This is a genomic window from Robbsia betulipollinis, from assembly GCF_026624755.1.
Lineage (GTDB): Bacteria > Pseudomonadota > Gammaproteobacteria > Burkholderiales > Burkholderiaceae > Robbsia > Robbsia betulipollinis.
In genome coordinates, this window is record NZ_JAPMXC010000002.1 from 296,138 (window position 1) to 312,428 (window position 16,291).

At 66.7% G+C, this 16,291-nt stretch carries 11 protein-coding genes and 1 pseudogene; 5 read left to right on the top strand and 7 right to left on the bottom strand.

The features are described 5' to 3' along the window. Positions 1-188: 188 nt before the first annotated feature. Both mfd and OVY01_RS13095 read left to right on the top strand, forming a co-directional pair. Entirely contained in the window at positions 189-3,755 is a 3,567-nt protein-coding gene (gene mfd, locus OVY01_RS13090; RefSeq protein WP_267848025.1) for a transcription-repair coupling factor, read from the top strand. Further along, on the top strand, positions 3,752-4,765 hold the full coding sequence (locus OVY01_RS13095; RefSeq protein ID WP_267848026.1) for a threonine ammonia-lyase: 1,014 nt from the start codon (positions 3,752-3,754) through the stop codon (positions 4,763-4,765). The genes mfd and OVY01_RS13095 overlap by 4 nt, the downstream gene beginning before the upstream one ends. Positions 4,766-4,826: 61 nt before the next feature. Here the strand turns inward: OVY01_RS13095 and OVY01_RS13100 are convergent, their stop codons facing one another. From OVY01_RS13100 to OVY01_RS13115, 4 genes are read right to left on the bottom strand one after another with little or no spacing between them, the layout of a single operon-like run. Beyond that, positions 4,827-5,651 (bottom strand): ABC transporter permease subunit, encoded by an 825-nt coding sequence (locus OVY01_RS13100; RefSeq protein WP_267848027.1) that lies wholly within the window; start codon positions 5,649-5,651, stop codon positions 4,827-4,829. Between the two features lie 24 nt (positions 5,652-5,675). Then, complete coding sequence (locus OVY01_RS13105; protein WP_267848028.1) at positions 5,676-6,575, bottom strand: ABC transporter permease subunit; 900 nt, start codon at positions 6,573-6,575, stop codon at positions 5,676-5,678. Next, the gene (locus OVY01_RS13110; protein ID WP_267848088.1) at positions 6,572-7,735 is read right to left on the bottom strand and encodes an ABC transporter ATP-binding protein; all 1,164 of its coding nucleotides are present in this window, start codon (positions 7,733-7,735) and stop codon (positions 6,572-6,574) included. Before OVY01_RS13110 ends, OVY01_RS13105 begins: the two co-directional genes overlap by 4 nt. A 16-nt stretch (positions 7,736-7,751) precedes the next feature. Next, on the bottom strand, positions 7,752-8,891 hold the full coding sequence (locus OVY01_RS13115; RefSeq protein WP_284700880.1) for a polyamine ABC transporter substrate-binding protein: 1,140 nt from the start codon (positions 8,889-8,891) through the stop codon (positions 7,752-7,754). A gap of 436 nt (positions 8,892-9,327) precedes the next feature. Here OVY01_RS13115 and OVY01_RS13120 point away from each other — a divergent pair. The 3 genes and pseudogenes from OVY01_RS13120 (at position 9,328) to OVY01_RS13130 (ending at position 12,505) form a co-directional block, all read left to right on the top strand. Beyond that, a pseudogene (locus OVY01_RS13120) lies at positions 9,328-10,631 on the top strand (Nramp family divalent metal transporter). 144 nt (positions 10,632-10,775) lie between these two features. Beyond that, positions 10,776-12,212: a phospholipase A gene (locus OVY01_RS13125; RefSeq protein ID WP_267848030.1), complete on the top strand. Its 1,437-nt coding sequence runs from the start codon at positions 10,776-10,778 to the stop codon at positions 12,210-12,212. A 74-nt stretch (positions 12,213-12,286) separates the two neighbouring features. After that, the gene (locus OVY01_RS13130) at positions 12,287-12,505 is read left to right on the top strand and encodes a DUF1289 domain-containing protein (protein WP_267848031.1); all 219 of its coding nucleotides are present in this window, start codon (positions 12,287-12,289) and stop codon (positions 12,503-12,505) included. A 67-nt stretch (positions 12,506-12,572) separates the two neighbouring features. Here the strand turns inward: OVY01_RS13130 and OVY01_RS13135 are convergent, their stop codons facing one another. The 3 genes from OVY01_RS13135 to tadA form a co-directional block, all read right to left on the bottom strand. Next, entirely contained in the window at positions 12,573-14,165 is a 1,593-nt protein-coding gene (locus tag OVY01_RS13135; protein WP_267848032.1) for an ABC-F family ATPase, read from the bottom strand. Positions 14,166-14,384: 219 nt separating this feature from the next. Beyond that, positions 14,385-15,326: a muramoyltetrapeptide carboxypeptidase gene (ldcA, locus tag OVY01_RS13140; protein WP_267848033.1), complete on the bottom strand. Its 942-nt coding sequence runs from the start codon at positions 15,324-15,326 to the stop codon at positions 14,385-14,387. Continuing rightward, positions 15,323-16,018, bottom strand: a complete 696-nt coding sequence (tadA, locus tag OVY01_RS13145; RefSeq protein ID WP_267848034.1) for a tRNA adenosine(34) deaminase TadA — start codon at positions 16,016-16,018, stop codon at positions 15,323-15,325. The genes ldcA and tadA overlap by 4 nt, the downstream gene beginning before the upstream one ends. Positions 16,019-16,291 lie beyond the last annotated feature (273 nt).

The window sequence follows — 16,291 nt, forward strand, 5'->3', positions numbered from 1 at the left end:
CCCGCCGGTCATACCGGACGCCCGAGGCTGCAGATCATCGGCAGCCGCGCCGCTGCAACGAATCCGCCACCATGCCAGACACGTCAGACACTACTGCTTTGTCCTCCAAGTCCCGTTCGAATCCGCCTTCCGGCCCGGCCGCCCGCTCGCCCGCCGTCCCCCTTGCCGCGGACGCCGCCGGAGGCGCCATGCCCGCCGCGGAACGCGCGGCGCTTCCCGCCTCGTCTGTCGCGTCCCCGCCCGTGACTTCGCCCGTGCCGCTGGTGAAAAAAGGCAGCCGCTATGCCTACGGCACGCCGCCCGGTTCGGCCGACGCGCTGTTGATCGCGCGCTACTTCCTTGCCAACCGCGCCGTCGCGGCACCGGACGGGAACGGCGCACGCCCCGCCGGCTTCTCGACGCTCGCGGTGGTGTGCGCGAACGCGCTCGACGCGCAGCGCCTCGTGCTGGAGATTCCCTACTTCGCGCCGGGCGTGCGGGTCCGGCTGCTGCCGGACTGGGAGACGCTCCCGTACGATTCGTTCTCCCCGCACCAGGACCTGATCTCCGAACGGCTCGCGACGCTGCATGACCTCGGCGAAGGCCGCTGCGACATCGTCATCGTGCCCGCGACCACGGCGATGTACCGAATGCCGCCGGCGTCGTTCATGGCCGCCTATACCTTCGAGTTCACGCAGGGAGCCAAGCTGGACGAGGCGCGGCTGCGCGCGCAACTCGTGCTCGCCAGCTACGAGCACGTCAGCCAGGTGGTGCGCCCGGGCGAATACTGCGTGCGCGGCAGTCTGATCGACCTGTTCCCGATGGGCTCGCCGCTGCCCTACCGCATCGACCTGTTCGACGACGAAGTCGATTCGATCCGCGCGTTCGACCCGGACAGCCAGCGAAGCCTCTATCCGGTGCGGGAGGTGCGCCTGCTGCCCGGCCGGGAATTCCCGTTCGACGAGGCGGCGCGCACGGCGTTTCGCAGCCGCTGGCGCGAGGTGTTCGAAGGCGACCCGAGCCGCTCGACCATCTACCGCGACATCGGCAACGGCGTGCCGCCCGGGGGCATCGAATACTATCTGCCGCTGTTTTTCAGCGAGACCGCCACGTTCATCGACTATCTGCCGGCCGCCGCGCAGCTCGTCCTCGTCGGCGATATCGAAGCGTCGGTCAGCCGCTTCGCGGCCGACACGCGGCAGCGTCACAACTTTCTGTCGCACGACCGCGAGCGGCCGATTCTCGATCCGGCGCGCCTGTTCCTGACCGCCGAGGAATTCTTCACGCTCGCCAAGCCCTTCGCGCGTCTGACGCTGAACGGCGAAGCGCCGGACGCGCCGTTCGCGACGGCCCTGCCTGCCCTCGCGGTCGACCGGCGCGCCGAGGACACCGTGGCCGCGCTGCGGCACTTCGTCGGCCTGCCGGGCATGCGGGTATTTCTCGCCGCCGAGTCCGCGGGACGCCGCGAGACGATCGCGCAAATGCTCAACGACGCGGGCCTGCCGCCGGTGCTCACCGACGATTTCGCGCAGTTCCTGCAGGGCGACGCGCGCTTCGGCCTGGGCGTCGCGCCGCTGGCCGCCGGCTTCGTGCTGCCGCAGGAGCCCGGCGCGCGGGGCCGGCAGGTCGCCTTCGTCACCGAGACCGAACTCTACGGACAGATCGCGCGGCGTACGGGGCGGCGGCGCCAGGAGCAGGCAAGCTCGGTCGACTCGATGGTGCGCGACCTCTCGGAGCTGAAGATCGGCGACCCGGTGGTGCACAGCCAGCACGGTATCGGCCGCTATATGGGGCTGATGTCGATGGACATGGGCGAAGGCGAGACCGAGTTCCTGCATCTGGAGTACAACGGCGCGAGCAAGCTCTATGTGCCCGTGTCGCAACTGCACGTGATCTCGCGCTACAGCGGCGCGGACCCGGAAACCGCGCCGTTGCACGCGCTGGGTTCCGGCCAGTGGGAAAAGGCGAAACGCCGCGCGGCGCTGCAGATCCGCGATACCGCCGCCGAGTTGCTGAATCTGTACGCGCGCCGCGCGCTGCGCGAAGGGCATGCGTTCGAACTCTCGCCGCGCGACTACGATGCGTTCGCCGAGACCTTCGGTTTCGAGGAAACGCCCGACCAGGCGGCGGCGATCGCGGCGGTGATCGCGGACATGACCGCCGGCAAGCCGATGGACCGGCTGGTCTGCGGCGACGTGGGTTTCGGCAAGACCGAGGTGGCGTTGCGCGCGGCGTTCATCGCGGTGATGGGCGGCAAACAGGTGGCGCTGCTCTGCCCCACCACGCTGCTCGCCGAGCAGCATTTCCAGACCTTCTCGGACCGCTTCTCGCAGTGGCCGATCCGCATCGCCGAGTTGTCGCGCTTCAAGACCGGCAAGGAAACCAGCGCCGCGATCCAGGCGATGGCCGACGGTACCGTCGACATCGTCATCGGCACGCACAAGCTGCTCTCGGCCGACGCGAAGTTCAAGCGGCTGGGCCTGGTGCTGATCGACGAGGAGCACCGCTTCGGCGTGCGTCAGAAGGAAGCGCTCAAGGCGCTGCGCGCCGAGGTCGACATGCTGGCGCTGACGGCCACGCCGATCCCGCGCACGCTCGGCATGGCGCTCGAGGGACTGCGGGACTTTTCGGTGATCGCGACGGCGCCGCAGAAACGGCTCGCGATCAAGACCTTCGTGCGCCGCGAGGAAGACGGCGTGATCCGCGAGGCGATGCTGCGCGAGCTCAAGCGCGGCGGCCAGGTCTACTTTCTGCACAACGAGGTGGAGACCATCGAGAACCGGCGCGCGATGCTGGAGGAGCTGGTGCCCGAGGCACGCATCGTCGTCGCGCATGGTCAGATGCACGAGCGCGAACTCGAGCGGGTGATGCGCGATTTCACCGGGCGGCGTTTCAACGTGCTGCTGTGCACGACCATCATCGAGACCGGCATCGACGTGCCCACCGCGAACACGATCCTGATTCATCGCGCCGACCGTTTCGGCCTGGCGCAACTGCATCAGCTGCGTGGGCGAGTCGGACGCTCGCACCATCAGGCGTACGCCTATCTGCTGGTGCGTGACGTCGATACGCTGACCAACCAGGCCACGCGCCGGCTCGAGGCCATCCAGCAAATGGAGGAACTGGGCTCGGGCTTCTATCTCGCGATGCACGATCTGGAGATCCGCGGCGCCGGCGAGGTGCTGGGCGACAAGCAGTCCGGCGAGATCCAGGAAATCGGCTTCCAGCTCTATACCGATATGCTCAACGACGCGGTGAAAGCCCTCAAGGCGGGCCGCGAGCCGGACCTGACCGCGCCGCTGGCAGCCACCACCGAGATCAATCTGCACGTGCCGGCGATCCTGCCGTCCGATTACTGCCCGGACGTGCAGGAGCGTCTGTCGCTCTACAAGCGCCTGGCGAACTGCGAGTCGGCCGATGCGATCGACACCGTGCACGAGGAACTGATCGACCGTTTCGGCAAGCTGCCGCCGCAGGCGCAGGCACTGGTCGAGACGCACCGGCTGCGGCTGGAGGCCCGGCCGATCGGCATTTCGAAGATCGATGCGTCCGACACCCTGATCGCGTTGCAGTTCATCCCGAACCCGCCGATCGACGCGATGCGCATCATCGCGATGGTGCAGAAGAACCGTCACATCAAACTCGCCGGACAGGACAAGCTGCGCATCGAAACGCGCAGCCCCGATCTGGCGGTGCGCGTGGCGACCCTGAAAGAAATCCTGCGCGCGCTGGGTGCCGGTGCGCCGGGCGCCACGCTTTCCAAGGCCCTGTCATGAACGCTCGTCTTCCCGCCGCGGAAATGGTCGCGGGCATCCCCGTACCCACGCTCGACGACATCGCCGCCGAACACATCGCGCTCGCCCCCTGGGTGACGCGCACGCCGCATTTCGAGAAGACCGACTTCCTTTCGCTCGAGGACACGCAGCTGCATTTCAAGCTGGAACTGCTGCAATTCGCCGGGACATTCAAGACCCGGGCGGCTTTCTCGAACATGCTCGCGCTCTCGGAAAGCCAGCGCAACATGGGCGTGACCTGCGCGAGTGCCGGCAATCATGCCGTGGCCGTCGCCTACGCGGCGATGCGCCTGGGCATCAGCGCGAAGATCGTCGTGACGCGCGGCGGCACGCGCTCGCGCCTGGAACTGGCGCGTCATTACGGCGCGGATGTGGTGGTGGTCGACAACCCCGCGCAGGCGCTGGATCTGGTGCAGCGCATCGTCGTCGACGAGGCGCGCACGCTGCTCTCGCCCTTTCATGGCTACCGGACGGTGCTCGGTACCGCGACGCTGGGCTATGAATGGGCGACGCAGGTGCCGCAGCTCGACGCGGTGGTCGTGCCGATCGGAGGCGGTCTGGCGGCGGGCATGTCGACCGCCTTCCGCCTGACCAACCCGGCGTGCAGCATCTATGGCGTCGAGCCGCGTGACGCCGACGCGCTGTCGCAGAGCATGGCGACCGGCAAGCCGGTGCGTACCGGCACGCGCGCGTCGTTCGACGACCGCCTCGCGCCCGACGACACGGGACAATACAGCTATGAACTGTGCCGCCGCCATCTCGACCGCGTGGTGACGGTGAGCGACGCCGAACTGGGCGACGCGATGCTGCGCCTTTTCGACCAGTTGAAGCTCGCGGTCGAGCCGAGTTGCGCGGCGCCGCTCGCGGCGCTGCTCGGGCCGCTGCGTGGCGCCCTGGCCGGCAAGCGCGTGGGCATCGTGCTGTGCGGCAGCAATACCGACCCGGATGTGTGGTCCTCGCAACTGCTGCGCGCCGCGGCGCAGCGCGGCTGAGGGGCACCTCGTTCGTCCCTGGCCCTTGGCCGCGTTCGACCGACCTTAGGCGCGTTCTCCGTCAGCCGCCATTTTGCCGGCGCTCGGCACGCAGCATCACGCGGTTGGCGATCACCACGCCGATCGTGACCACCGCGATGAACAGGGTGGCAAGCGCATTCATCTCCGGGTTCAGCCCGAGGCGCACGCGCGAGAAGATCACCAGCGGCAAGGTCGTCGAGCCCGGACCGGAGAGAAAGGCGGACAGGACCACGTCGTCGAACGACAAGGTGAACGCCAAGAGCCAGCCGGCGATCAGCGCCTGCGACAGCATCGGCAGCGTGATCGTGAAAAAGACGCGCAGCGGCGTCGCGCCCAGGTCGAGCGCCGCCTCCTCGATAGACGGGTCGAGTTCGCGCACGCGCGACTGGACGATGACCGCGACGTACGACATGCACATCATCACGTGGCCGATCCAGATCGTCACCATGCCGCGCTCGGCGGGCCAGCCGAAATACTTGGCCATCTCGACGAACAGCAGCAGCAGCGAAATGCCCTGGATCACCTCGGGAATCACCAGCGGCGCGGTGATCAGGCCCGTATAGAGCCCGACGCCGCGAAAGCGGCGCATGCGCGCAAGCACATAGCCCGCCCAGGTGCCCATCACCACCGAGGCGAACCCGCTCGCCGTGGCGATTTCCAGCGATAGCCGGAAGGCGGCGATGAGCTCCGCGTCGTCCAGTAGCGCCGCATACCAGCGCAGCGAGAAATGCGTCCAGACGGTGACCAGTTCGGACGCGTTGAACGAGTAGACGACCAGGCTGACGATCGGAATGTAGAGGAACAGGAAACCGACGCCCAGCGAGGCAACCCTGACCGGCGAGAAGGAAGCGAAAGCCTGTCTCATTGGCATGTGCTCATCGATATGCGCTCATTTACGTAAGCTCTCCCGCCCCTGGAAATGCTGGAACAGCACCATCGGCACGAGCAGCAGCAGCACCATCGCGCACGTCACCGCCGAGGCCATCGGCCAGTCCGCATTGCTGAAAAATTCGTCCCACATGACGCGACCGATCATCAGCGTGTCCGCGCCGCCGAGCAGCCCCGGAATCACGTATTCGCCAACCGACGGAATGAAGACCAGCAGGCAGCCGGCGATGATCCCGTTGCGCGACAGCGGCACCGTGATCTGCCAGAACGCCTTCCACGGCCGCGCGCCCAGGTCGTACGCGGCTTCGAGCACCGATCGGTCCATTTTCACGAGATGCGCGTACAGCGGCATCACCAGGAAAGGCAGATAGGAATACACCATGCCGATATAGACCGCCCAGTTCGTGTGATACAACTCGAGCGGCGTATGAATCAGGCCGATCGACAGCAGGAACTGGTTCAGCAGACCGTTGTTCTTGAGGATGCCGATCCACGCGTACACGCGGATCAGGAAGGACGTCCAGAACGGCAGCATCACCGCCATCAGCAACACATTGCGGCGCGCCGGATCGGTGCGCGCGATCTGATAGGCGAGCGGATAGCCGAGCAGCAGGCAGAGCAGCGTCGAGATGGCCGCGATCTTCAGCGAGCTGAGATAGGTGGCGATGTACAGCGAGTCCGACAGCAGAAAAGCGTAATGGCCGAACTGCAGCGTCAGGTGCAGCACGCCCTCGCTCCACTCGAGCAGCCGCGTGTAGGGCGGCACGCCCATCTCCTGATCCGCGAAGCTGATCTTGACGACCAACAAAAACGGCACGAAGAAAAACAGCAGCAGCCAGAGATAGGGGCCGGCGATCGCGAGCCGCCGGGCGCCGCCGGGATGATCGGACAGCCATTTCATGAGGTCAGCACCACGCCGTCGTCCGCATCCCAGGAGACGAAGACCGTTTCGCCGATTTCCGGCATGCCGATCCTGTTCAGCCCGAGGCTGGGCACGTTCGCGAGCAGGACCCGGCCCGAGGGCAGCGTCACATGGCAGATCGTGTAGGCCCCCAGATACGCCGTCTGCGCGACCACCCCCGCGGACCAGTTGCAGGCCGCGGTCGGCTGCCCGCGCGAGAGCCGCACCCGCTCGGGACGTATCGAGACGGCGACCGATGTGCCCGATGCGCCCGCCGGGGCGCCGCCATGACGGATGTACAGCGGCCGGACCAGTTCGGGCGCGTCGATCCGCGCGTGATCGGCCTCGGTCGCGATCCACTCGCCCTCGAACAGGTTGGTGGTGCCGATGAACTGCGCCGAAAACCGCGAGTTCGGAACTTCATAGACGTCGGTCGGCTTGCCGACCTGCACGATCTCGCCCTCGCTCATCACCGCGACGCGGTCGGCCATCGTCATCGCCTCCTCCTGGTCGTGGGTGACCATGATGCAGGTCACGCCGACGGTTTCGAGAATGTTGATCAGCTCGATCTGCGTGCGCTGCCGGATCTGCTTGTCGAGCGCCGACATCGGCTCGTCGAGCAGCAGCAGTTTCGGCCTCTTCACCAGACTGCGCGCAAGCGCCACCCGCTGTTGCTGGCCGCCCGACAGCTGATGCGGACGACGCGTCGCGAAGCGGCCCATCTGCACCAGTTCCAGCGCCCCGGCCACGCGGTCGCGCAATTCGCTGCCGCGCACGCCCTCCTGCCGCAACCCGTAGCCGACGTTACCCTCGACCGTCATATGCGGAAACAGCGCGTACGACTGGAACATCATGTTGACCGGCCGGCGATACGGCGGCATCGCGGTGACGTCCTCGCCGTCGATCAGCACCTGCCCCGCAGTCGGCGTCTCGAAACCGGCGAGCATGCGCAGCAGGGTCGACTTGCCGCAGCCGGAACTGCCCAGCAGCGCGAAGATTTCCCGACGCCGGATCGACAGGCTCACCCGGTCCACCGCCACGGCGTCGCCGAACTTCTTGACGACGTTGCGCAACTGAATGAAATCAGCCTCCTGGTTCGCCTTGCCTTCATCCGCTGCGTCAGCCCTGCCCCGCGCGCCCGCCCCGCGCGCCTCGCCCATTGCGCCTGTCAAGATATCAGTGCCCCGTCTTGAACTGCGTCCACAGCCGCGTCTGCAGACGCAGGATTTCCGGCGGCAGCGGTTTGAGCAGGAACAGCGTCTTGATGACGTCGGCGCTCGGGTAGACCGCCGGATCGTTGGCGACGGCCTTGTCGACGTATTTGCGCGACTCGAGATTCGCGCTCGGATAGTAGACGGTATCGGTGATCGCGGCGTGCACCTGCGGATTTTCGATATAGTTGATCCATTCCAGCGCCGCCTCCTTGTGCGGCGCGTCCTTCGGAATCGCCATCACGTCGAACCAGATCGCCGCGCCGCCCTTGGGAATGAAGTACTGCAGCACGAAAGGTTTCTTCGCTTCCTCGGCGCGATGCCGCGCGATCGTCACGTCGCCCGACCAGCCGAAGGTGAAGCAGATATCGCCGCCGACCATGTCGTTGATATAGCCCGACGAGCTGAATTGGGTGATCGACGGGCGGATCTTCTTGAGCACTTCGAGCGCGTCGCGGTAGTCCGAGGGCTTGGTGCTCATCGGGTCGCGGCCCATGTAGTGCAGCGTGGCCGCGAACATCTGGTCCGGCGCATCGAGCACGGAGACGCCGCACGATTTGAGCTTGGCGATATTCTCCGGCTTGAACAGCACATCCCAGCTGTCGAGCGGAACGGTGTCGCCCAGCAACTTTTTCACCTTGGTGACGTTGTAGCCCAGACCGGTCGTGCCGAATGCCCAGGGCACCGTATAGCGGTTGCCGGGGTCCGCGCCGGCGACGAGCGCCATCAACGCCGGGTCGAGGTACTTGAGATTCGGCAGTTTGCTCTTGTCCAGCGGCGCGAACATGCCCGCGGCGATCTGACGTCCGGCGTAATTGCTGGTGGGCACCACGATGTCGTAGCCGGAATTACCGCTCAGCAGCTTCGCCTGCAGGGTGTCGTCGCTATCGTAGTTGTCGTAGCGCACCTTCACGCCGAACTGCTTCTCGAAATTCGGAATGGTGTCCTTGGCGATGTAATCGGACCAATTATAGACATTCAGCGTCGTGTCGCGCGCCTGCGCAAGGCTCGCGCCGAACAATCCGGATACGGTCGTCGCGGCGACCAGGGCCGCGCTCAGGCAGCGTCGAACCGGGCCCCGCCCCCCCCCGCGCCGGGGCAGCATCCGCCGCTGTGGGTGCACATTGCCCCTCTCCATCTGCGGCAGGATCCGCACGGCGCTTCGACGGCAGTCTGGTCATGTTTCATCTTCTCCCGTAACGGCGCCGCGGCGCCTGAAAACATGCAAAAAAGGCGAAGCTATCATTTTTTGCCGCGCCGACAAAAAAAATTTGCTCAACACCGGATGCGTTGCTCGAATGCAGGGCTCCGATCTTACAGAGCAAACCCGCCGCGCGAGGCGGGTCGCGCGACGCGAGCGCACGCGCGACGATTCGGTCGAAACGTTGGCGTGGTTATTGCTTTACACTGCGGTGTCAGGCGACGAGATCACAGGTGCGAACAAGCATCGCGACGTCCGCGCCTCTGTCCGCCTCCCCTCCGTCCGTCCCCTTCCCGCCCGGCGCGTCACCACCCGCCATGCCAACCATGGAACGTTGTCTATGAACACAGACGTGGCAGTCAGCAGCGAACTGCCATCGGCCGGTGCCTCGAGACCCGCGCCCCGGGCCCGCCGCTGGTTTTCCTTCATCGGTGCCGGCTCGATGGTCGCCGTCGGCTATATGGACCCAGGCAACTGGGCGACCGATCTCGCCGCCGGTGCGCAGTACGGTTACGCCCTGCTCTCGGTGGTGCTGCTGGCCAGCCTCGCGGCGATGCTGCTGCAATGGGTCTCCTCACGGGTCGGGCTGGTGACCGGGCGCGATCTGGCGGAACTGTGCCGGGAGCGGTTCGGCCGCAAGATGACTGGTTCCTGTGGATCGCCAGCGAGATCGCGATCATCGCGTGCGACGTCGCCGAAGTGGTCGGCAGCGCGGTGGCCCTGCAGTTGCTGTTCGGCATCTCGCTGGCGGCAGGCGTGATCGTCTCGGCGGTCGGCACGATCGCCTTGCTCGCACTGCGCGGGCTCGGCACGCGGGCCATCGAGATCGCCGTGACGGCCCTGATTCTTTTCGTCGGCGTGTCCCTCGTCGCCCAGCTGGCGATCGCCAAGCCGGCCTGGGCGCCGATGCTGCTCGGCCTGGTGCCGAGTCTGGATATCGTCCGGCACGCGGGCATGCTCTGGCTGGCGGCCGGCATCCTCGGCGCCACGGTGATGCCGCACAATCTGTATCTGCATTCGGCGCTGGTCAAACGTCACGCGCCCAACGGCAAGGCGCGCGAAATCCGGCAGGCGCTGCGCGGCGTCAATGTCGATACGCTCGGGGCGCTGTCGATCGCGTTCCTGATCAACGCCGCGTTGCTTGCGGTGGCCGCCGCGGTCTTCCACGCGGCCGGGCAGACCCGACTCGACGATCTGGCCGATGCCCATCGTCTGCTCACGCCGCTCGTCGGCAAGGGCTGGGCGGCGCCGCTGTTCGCCGCCGCGCTGCTGGCCTGCGGGCTGAATTCGACGGTGACCGGCACGCTGGCCGGACAGATCGTGATGGAAGGCTTCACGACGTTGCGCCTCAGGCCGTGGCAACGCATGCTCGTGACACGCGGGCTCGCGCTCGGCCCGGCGCTGGTCGCCGTGGCGATCTACGGCGAAGGCGGGTCGAACCGGCTGCTGGTGGCGAGTCAGGTGGTGCTCTCGATGCAGTTGCCGCTGGCGGTGACCCCATTGATGGTCTTCGCGCAGGACCGGCAACTGATGGGTCAGTGGCGCGTCAGCGGCATCCTGCGCGCAACGTGCTGGGGCGTCACCGGCGCGATCGTCCTGCTCAATGCCGTGATCATCTGGCAATCCCTGCCGGGGCACAACTGACGCGGGCAAAGCGTCGCAGCAAAACGACGCGGGCGCGTGGCGCGGCCGACTTGGGGTATATTTCGGGGCTTCACGCCGGCGTCGAGACCAGGACGCCGGATACCCGTACCGCCTCACGTCGGTCCGCCGACGAGCCTTCATTTCATGCACCGATCTTCTCCCGCCGTCATACCCGCCTGCCGCCGCTTCGTGTCCTCCGACACGGCGACGTCGCCGCTCTCCCCGGCACCCCGCTTCGGCCCGCGGCACCGGCATCGTGCATGGCCCGTTGTCGCGACGCTTCTCTGCGGCACAGGCCTTGCGCTCGCCCCGGGCGCGCGGGCCGATGTCTCGGTGATCCAGCCGCCGACGGTGGTGGCAGCAAGCGAGCCGTTGAAAGTCACGCTGTTGTTCGCCGAGGACGGCGCGGCGCACACGGCGCGGCGCTACACCGTGCCGCCCACGCTGGCCGTGACGATCGCCAGCGGCGACGTGTCGCCGACCACCCTCACACTGCGCCGTGCCGCCGGCGCGCCGGCCGCGCTGCATTTGCGGCCCGGTGAGTTCCGGCGTGTCGACTACACCGTCGACTGGCCCGCGTCGGTGCGCGGCGCGCTGCGCGTGCAGGTGGCCGACTTCAACGCCGCGCCGGCGCTGGTGACGCTCGATCGCGGCGCCAGACAGGCGCAGACGGTCGCACAGAATCAGGCGGCGCAGGCGGTCGGCCCCGCCATCACCCAGGCGAATGCCGAAAACGCCCATGCGGCGGGCACCGCGGGCAACGGCACGGCCGCGCCGTCGTCTTCCACACCCGGGGCGAGCGCGGCGATTCCCGCCAGCGATGCCTCGATCGGCACCACCCAGGCGGCCATCGCGGCGGCCTCGCCCGAGAGCCGCCTGTCGTTCTACGAACCGATGTATTTCGGCGTGGGCACGAACGGCCACACCACTGCGCGCTTCCAGCTGAGCTTCAAGTACCGTATCGTCACGCCCGCCGATCCGCGCTCCCGGGGCTTCCTGGACAACTTGTACTTCGGCTACACGCAGGCGTCGATCTGGGACCTGACGGCGGAGTCGAAGCCGTTTCGCGATACCAGCTACAAGCCCTCCTTGTTCTATTACCTGCCCGACGTCGGCATTCACAGCCGCTGGTTCGACTCGCTCGGCGTGCAGGCCGGACTCGAACATGAATCGAACGGTCAATCGGGCACGACCTCGCGCAGCATCAATCTCGCCTACGTCGAGCCGATCGTGCACTTCAACACGCCGTACGCGACGCAGTTGACGATCGCGCCGAAGATCTACTACTACCTGCAGAAGGACGAAAACCGCGACATCATCGCGTACCGTGGCTACACGGACCTGCAGATCCGCTACGGCCGCCCGGACGGGCTCGAATTGTTCACGACCCTGCGCAAAGGCAATCACGCGTTCAACGGCAGCGTCGACGCGCAGCTCACCTACCCGATGCAAAAACTCGTCGGCGGGGCATTCGGCGGCTATCTGTGGGTGGGTTACTTCAATGGCTATGGCGAGAGCCTGCTCGACTACAACAACCGCCAGCACTGGAACGTGCGCGTGGGCTACAGCATCTTCCGTTAAAATGGCCGGACGGTCCGACCGGCGATCATTGCCGGTCGGCCGCCCTTGCCAGCGCCCCTTCCCGCCGAGACCCGATGTCCGACAACGATTCGTCCGAACTGCACGCCCTTCCCGACAGCCCCTGCATCGGCATCTGCTCGACGTTGTTCGACGATGTCTGCCAGGGCTGCGGCCGCACGGCAGTGGAAGTGGCGAACTGGGTGTTCCTGAGCGAGGAGGAGAAACGCGCGATATGGGAGCGCGTCACCCGGGAAGCCAGCTCTGTGCGGTTCACCCGGGGACCGCAGGGCTAACCGACCGGTCCGGCGTCCGCGGGACGGGAGCGCCGGACCCGCCCGGGAGAAGCGCCGGCCGCGGCGCTCAGTGGATGCCCTGCGAGCGCAGGTAATCTTCGTACGTGCCGTGGTAATCGACCACGGTGCCGTCGGTGCGGATCTCGATGATCCGCTGCGCCAGCGTGCTGACGAACTCACGGTCGTGCGAGACGAACACCAGCGTCCCCGTGAAACGGTCGAGCGCCGCCTGGAGCGATTCGATCGACTCCATGTCCATGTGATTGGTCGGCTCGTCCATGAAAAGCACGTTGTGCTTGCCGAGCATCAGCTTGCCCCAGATCATCCGGCCCTTCTCGCCACCGGAGAGCACCTTCACCGATTTGCGGATGTCGTCGCCGCCGAACAGCAGACGGCCGAGCGTGCCGCGGATCACCTGGTCGTCGTCGCCTTCCTGCGCGTACTGGTTGATCCAGTCGGTGAGCTGCAGATCCTTCGGGAAGGCTTCCGACGTATCCTGCGGCATATAGCCGACGCTGGCGTTTTCCGCCCACTTGACGGCACCCGCGTCCGGCGCGACCTCGCCCAGCAACGTGCGCAGCAGCGTCGTCTTGCCGGCGCCGTTCTCGCCGATGATGGCAACCTTCTCGCCGGCCTGCACGGTGACGTTGGTGCGCTCGAACAGCGTGCGGTCATACCGCTTCGCGAGCCCTTCGCCCGACACCGCCAGATTGTGCAGCTTCTTGTCGAACTCGAAACGAATGAAGGGGTTCTGACGCGACGACGGCTTGATGTCCTCGACCTTGATCTTGTCGATCTGCTTGCGGCGGCTGGTCGCCTGGCTCGCCTTGGACTTGTTGGCCGAGAAGCGGCGCACGAACTCCTGCAGTTCGGCGATCTTTTCCTTCGCGCGCGCATTGTTCGCGTACAGCTGCTCGCGTGCCGACGTCGATGCCTGCATGTAATCGTCGTAGTTGCCCGGATACACCTTCAGCGTGCCATAGTCCATGTCGGCCATGTGGGTGCACACCTGGTTCAGGAAGTGGCGGTCGTGCGAGATGATGATCATCGTCGAGTTGCGCTGATTCAGCACGTCCTCGAGCCAGCGGATCGCATTGATGTCGAGGTTGTTCGTCGGCTCGTCGAGCAGCAGCACGTCCGGGTTCGAGAATAGCGCCTGCGCGAGCAGCACCCGCAGCTTCCAGCCCGGCGCGACGTCGCTCATCGGCCCGTTGTGCTGTTCGATCGGCACGCTCACGCCCAGCAGCAGCTCGCCGGCCCGCGCCTCGGCGGTGTAGCCATCGTATTCGGCGAACCTGGCTTCGAGATCGGCGGCGCGCATGTAGTCGTCGTCGGTCGCGTCCGGGTTCGCGTAGATGGCGTCGCGCTCGCTCATCGCCTGCCACATTTCGGTATGCCCCATCATCACGACGTCGAGCACGCGCAGCGATTCATAACCGAACTGGTTCTGCGACAGCTTGCCCAGCCTGACGTTGGGCTCGAGCATGACGTTGCCGGACGTGGGCTCGAGGTCGCCGCCGAGGATCTTCATGAACGTCGACTTGCCGCAGCCGTTCGCGCCGATCAGGCCGTAACGGTTGCCCTCCCCGAACTTGACCGAGATGTTCTCGAACAAGGGCTTGGGCCCGAACTGCATGGTGATGTTGGCGGTGGACAGCACAGGTGGTCTCTTTTCGGATCGGCCGGCGGACCGGCGGCTGACAGGCGGGCCGGAAAGCGCGCGGGCAGCGGACAGGCGGCCGGATGGCCAGGGATGGGATGAACAATCGCGTATTCTAACATTTCCGCCCGTGCGGGGCGAGGCGAGCGTAATGCATGCCCCCCGCCGGCCGTATGCGATTGATGCGTGCGACCCGGCCAGGGGGTGGGTCGACGACGCTCAGGCGAGCGTCGGATAGCCCGACATCGTCAGGCTGAAACCGGCGGCGCCCGAGCGCAGTCGCGCCTGGGCGCCCACCGGCAGCGTCAGCATCTCGTCGACATGCCCGAACTGCAGACCGCGCACCACCGGGATGCCGGCGACCCGCCCGATCTGTTCGGCGACGGAATCGAGCGAGAAACCGTTGTCGTAGGCCGCCGCCGCACCGCCCGAGAAGGTCCCCATGACGAGCGCCTGCTGACGCTGCAGGATGCCGGCCAGATACAGCTGATACAACATGCGCTCGGTGCGAAACGGCTGTTCGTTGACATCCTCGACGAACAGGATGCCGCCGTCGATCGACGGCATGAAGGGCGTGCCGGTCAGGGCGGCGAGCATGGCCAGATTGCCGCCCCACAGCACGCCGCTCACGTCCAGGTCCGGCTGGTCGCGCTGCGTGCCGTGCACGGTGTAGTCGGACGACTGCAGGATGGCCCAGAAATGCGCCATGGTGAACCGGTTCAGATTGACCTGCCCGAAGTTGCGCGCGAGCATCGGGCCGCCGAACGTGATGACGCGCGCATGGGTCAGCAAGGCCATCTGCATGGCGGTGAAATCGCTGTGACCCACGATCACGGGCGGTTTGTCCGCACAGCGGCGTTCGATCCCGTCGTAGTCGAGCCCGTGCAGCAGACGCATCGCCCCATAGCCGCCGCGCACCGCGAGCACGATGTCGGGAAGCGGCACGGACGCGTCCGCCAGCGCGTCGATGTCGGCGGCGCGTTCCTCGTCGGTGCCCGCGAAGCGCTCGAAGCGCCGGTGCGTGGCGGCGAGATTGTCGACGTGGTGTCCCTCGGCATGCAGGCGTTCGACGGCGCGGGTCACGTCGGCCGGATTCTCCGGATAGCCGGACGGCGCGACGAGACGGATGTGACGGGGTTTGTGCGAATAGGAGGTAGTCATCGGACGGGCGTTACCGGAAAAGGATCAATGGCGGAATCGCGCGCGGGTGCCGGTGCCGGCGCCGGTACTGATGCTGGTACTGGTACTGGTACTGGTGCTGGTACTGGTGCTGGTACTGGTACTGGTGCTGGTACCGGCGCGGACGCCGCCCGCGCTGCGGCGGCCTGTTTCGCGGCGCGACGGCGCTCGGCGAAAAAGGTCCGCAGACGCGCCGCGCATTCGTCGCCCAGAACGCCGGCCGTCACCTGCGCGTGATGGTTCAGCTGCGCTTGCGCGAAGAGGTCGACCACACTGCCGGCGGCGCCGGTCTTCGGATCGCGCGCACCGAACACGACCCGGCCGATGCGGGCATGCATGATCGCGCCGGCGCACATCGGACACGGCTCGAGCGTGACGTAGAGATCGCAACCGGGAAGGCGGTAGTTCTCCAGCGTCAGGGCCGCGGCGCGCAGTGCGAGCATTTCGGCGTGCGCGGAGGGATCATGCAGACCGATCGGCTGATTGAAGCCCACGGCGATGACCGTGTCCCCTTTGACCAGCACCGCACCCACCGGCACCTCGCCCACCGCGCGCGCGCGCTCTGCGGCGTCGAGCGCCAGACCCATGAAATAGGCATCGCGCTGCTGCGTCGCGGCATCGTGATCGCCGCGGCGATCGTGTGCTTGATCGCCGCGGCGATCGGTTTCGCTCATCGGTGTCGCCGCCTGCGGCACGGCCATGCGGTTCGCGGGCGCCACCGGCTGCCCTGTCTGATTCCCCACCATCGCGCTTCCTCGCCGACCGTCCGGGGGGCGCGGCGAGCAGACGCCGCGCCCCCCGGGCCAAAGGGAAATCATTGTAGCGGGAAAGTCGCCGCCCCTACGCGCATCGGGTTCGGATGATGCATCGTGGCACGCCATTGCGCCGGCCTGACCGCACACGCGCGCACGACAAGTCCCCGCGTCCACACCGCCTCCGGTTCGGGG

Excerpts from the sequence above, each read along its gene's own strand:
- OVY01_RS13125 (WP_267848030.1), top strand. The coding sequence starts at position 10,776 with ATGCACCGATCTTCTCCCGCCGTCATACCCGCCTGCCGCCGCTTCGTG.
- OVY01_RS13095 (WP_267848026.1), top strand. The coding sequence starts at position 3,752 with ATGAACGCTCGTCTTCCCGCCGCGGAAATGGTCGCGGGCATCCCCGTA.
- OVY01_RS13105 (WP_267848028.1), bottom strand. The coding sequence starts at position 6,575 with ATGAAATGGCTGTCCGATCATCCCGGCGGCGCCCGGCGGCTCGCGATC.
- tadA (WP_267848034.1), bottom strand. The coding sequence starts at position 16,018 with ATGAGCGAAACCGATCGCCGCGGCGATCAAGCACACGATCGCCGCGGC.
- OVY01_RS13130 (WP_267848031.1), top strand. The coding sequence starts at position 12,287 with ATGTCCGACAACGATTCGTCCGAACTGCACGCCCTTCCCGACAGCCCC.
- ldcA (WP_267848033.1), bottom strand. The coding sequence starts at position 15,326 with ATGACTACCTCCTATTCGCACAAACCCCGTCACATCCGTCTCGTCGCG.
- mfd (WP_267848025.1), top strand. The coding sequence starts at position 189 with ATGCCCGCCGCGGAACGCGCGGCGCTTCCCGCCTCGTCTGTCGCGTCC.
- OVY01_RS13110 (WP_267848088.1), bottom strand. The coding sequence starts at position 7,735 with ATGGGCGAGGCGCGCGGGGCGGGCGCGCGGGGCAGGGCTGACGCAGCG.
- OVY01_RS13115 (WP_284700880.1), bottom strand. The coding sequence starts at position 8,891 with ATGCTGCCCCGGCGCGGGGGGGGGCGGGGCCCGGTTCGACGCTGCCTG.
- OVY01_RS13100 (WP_267848027.1), bottom strand. The coding sequence starts at position 5,651 with ATGAGACAGGCTTTCGCTTCCTTCTCGCCGGTCAGGGTTGCCTCGCTG.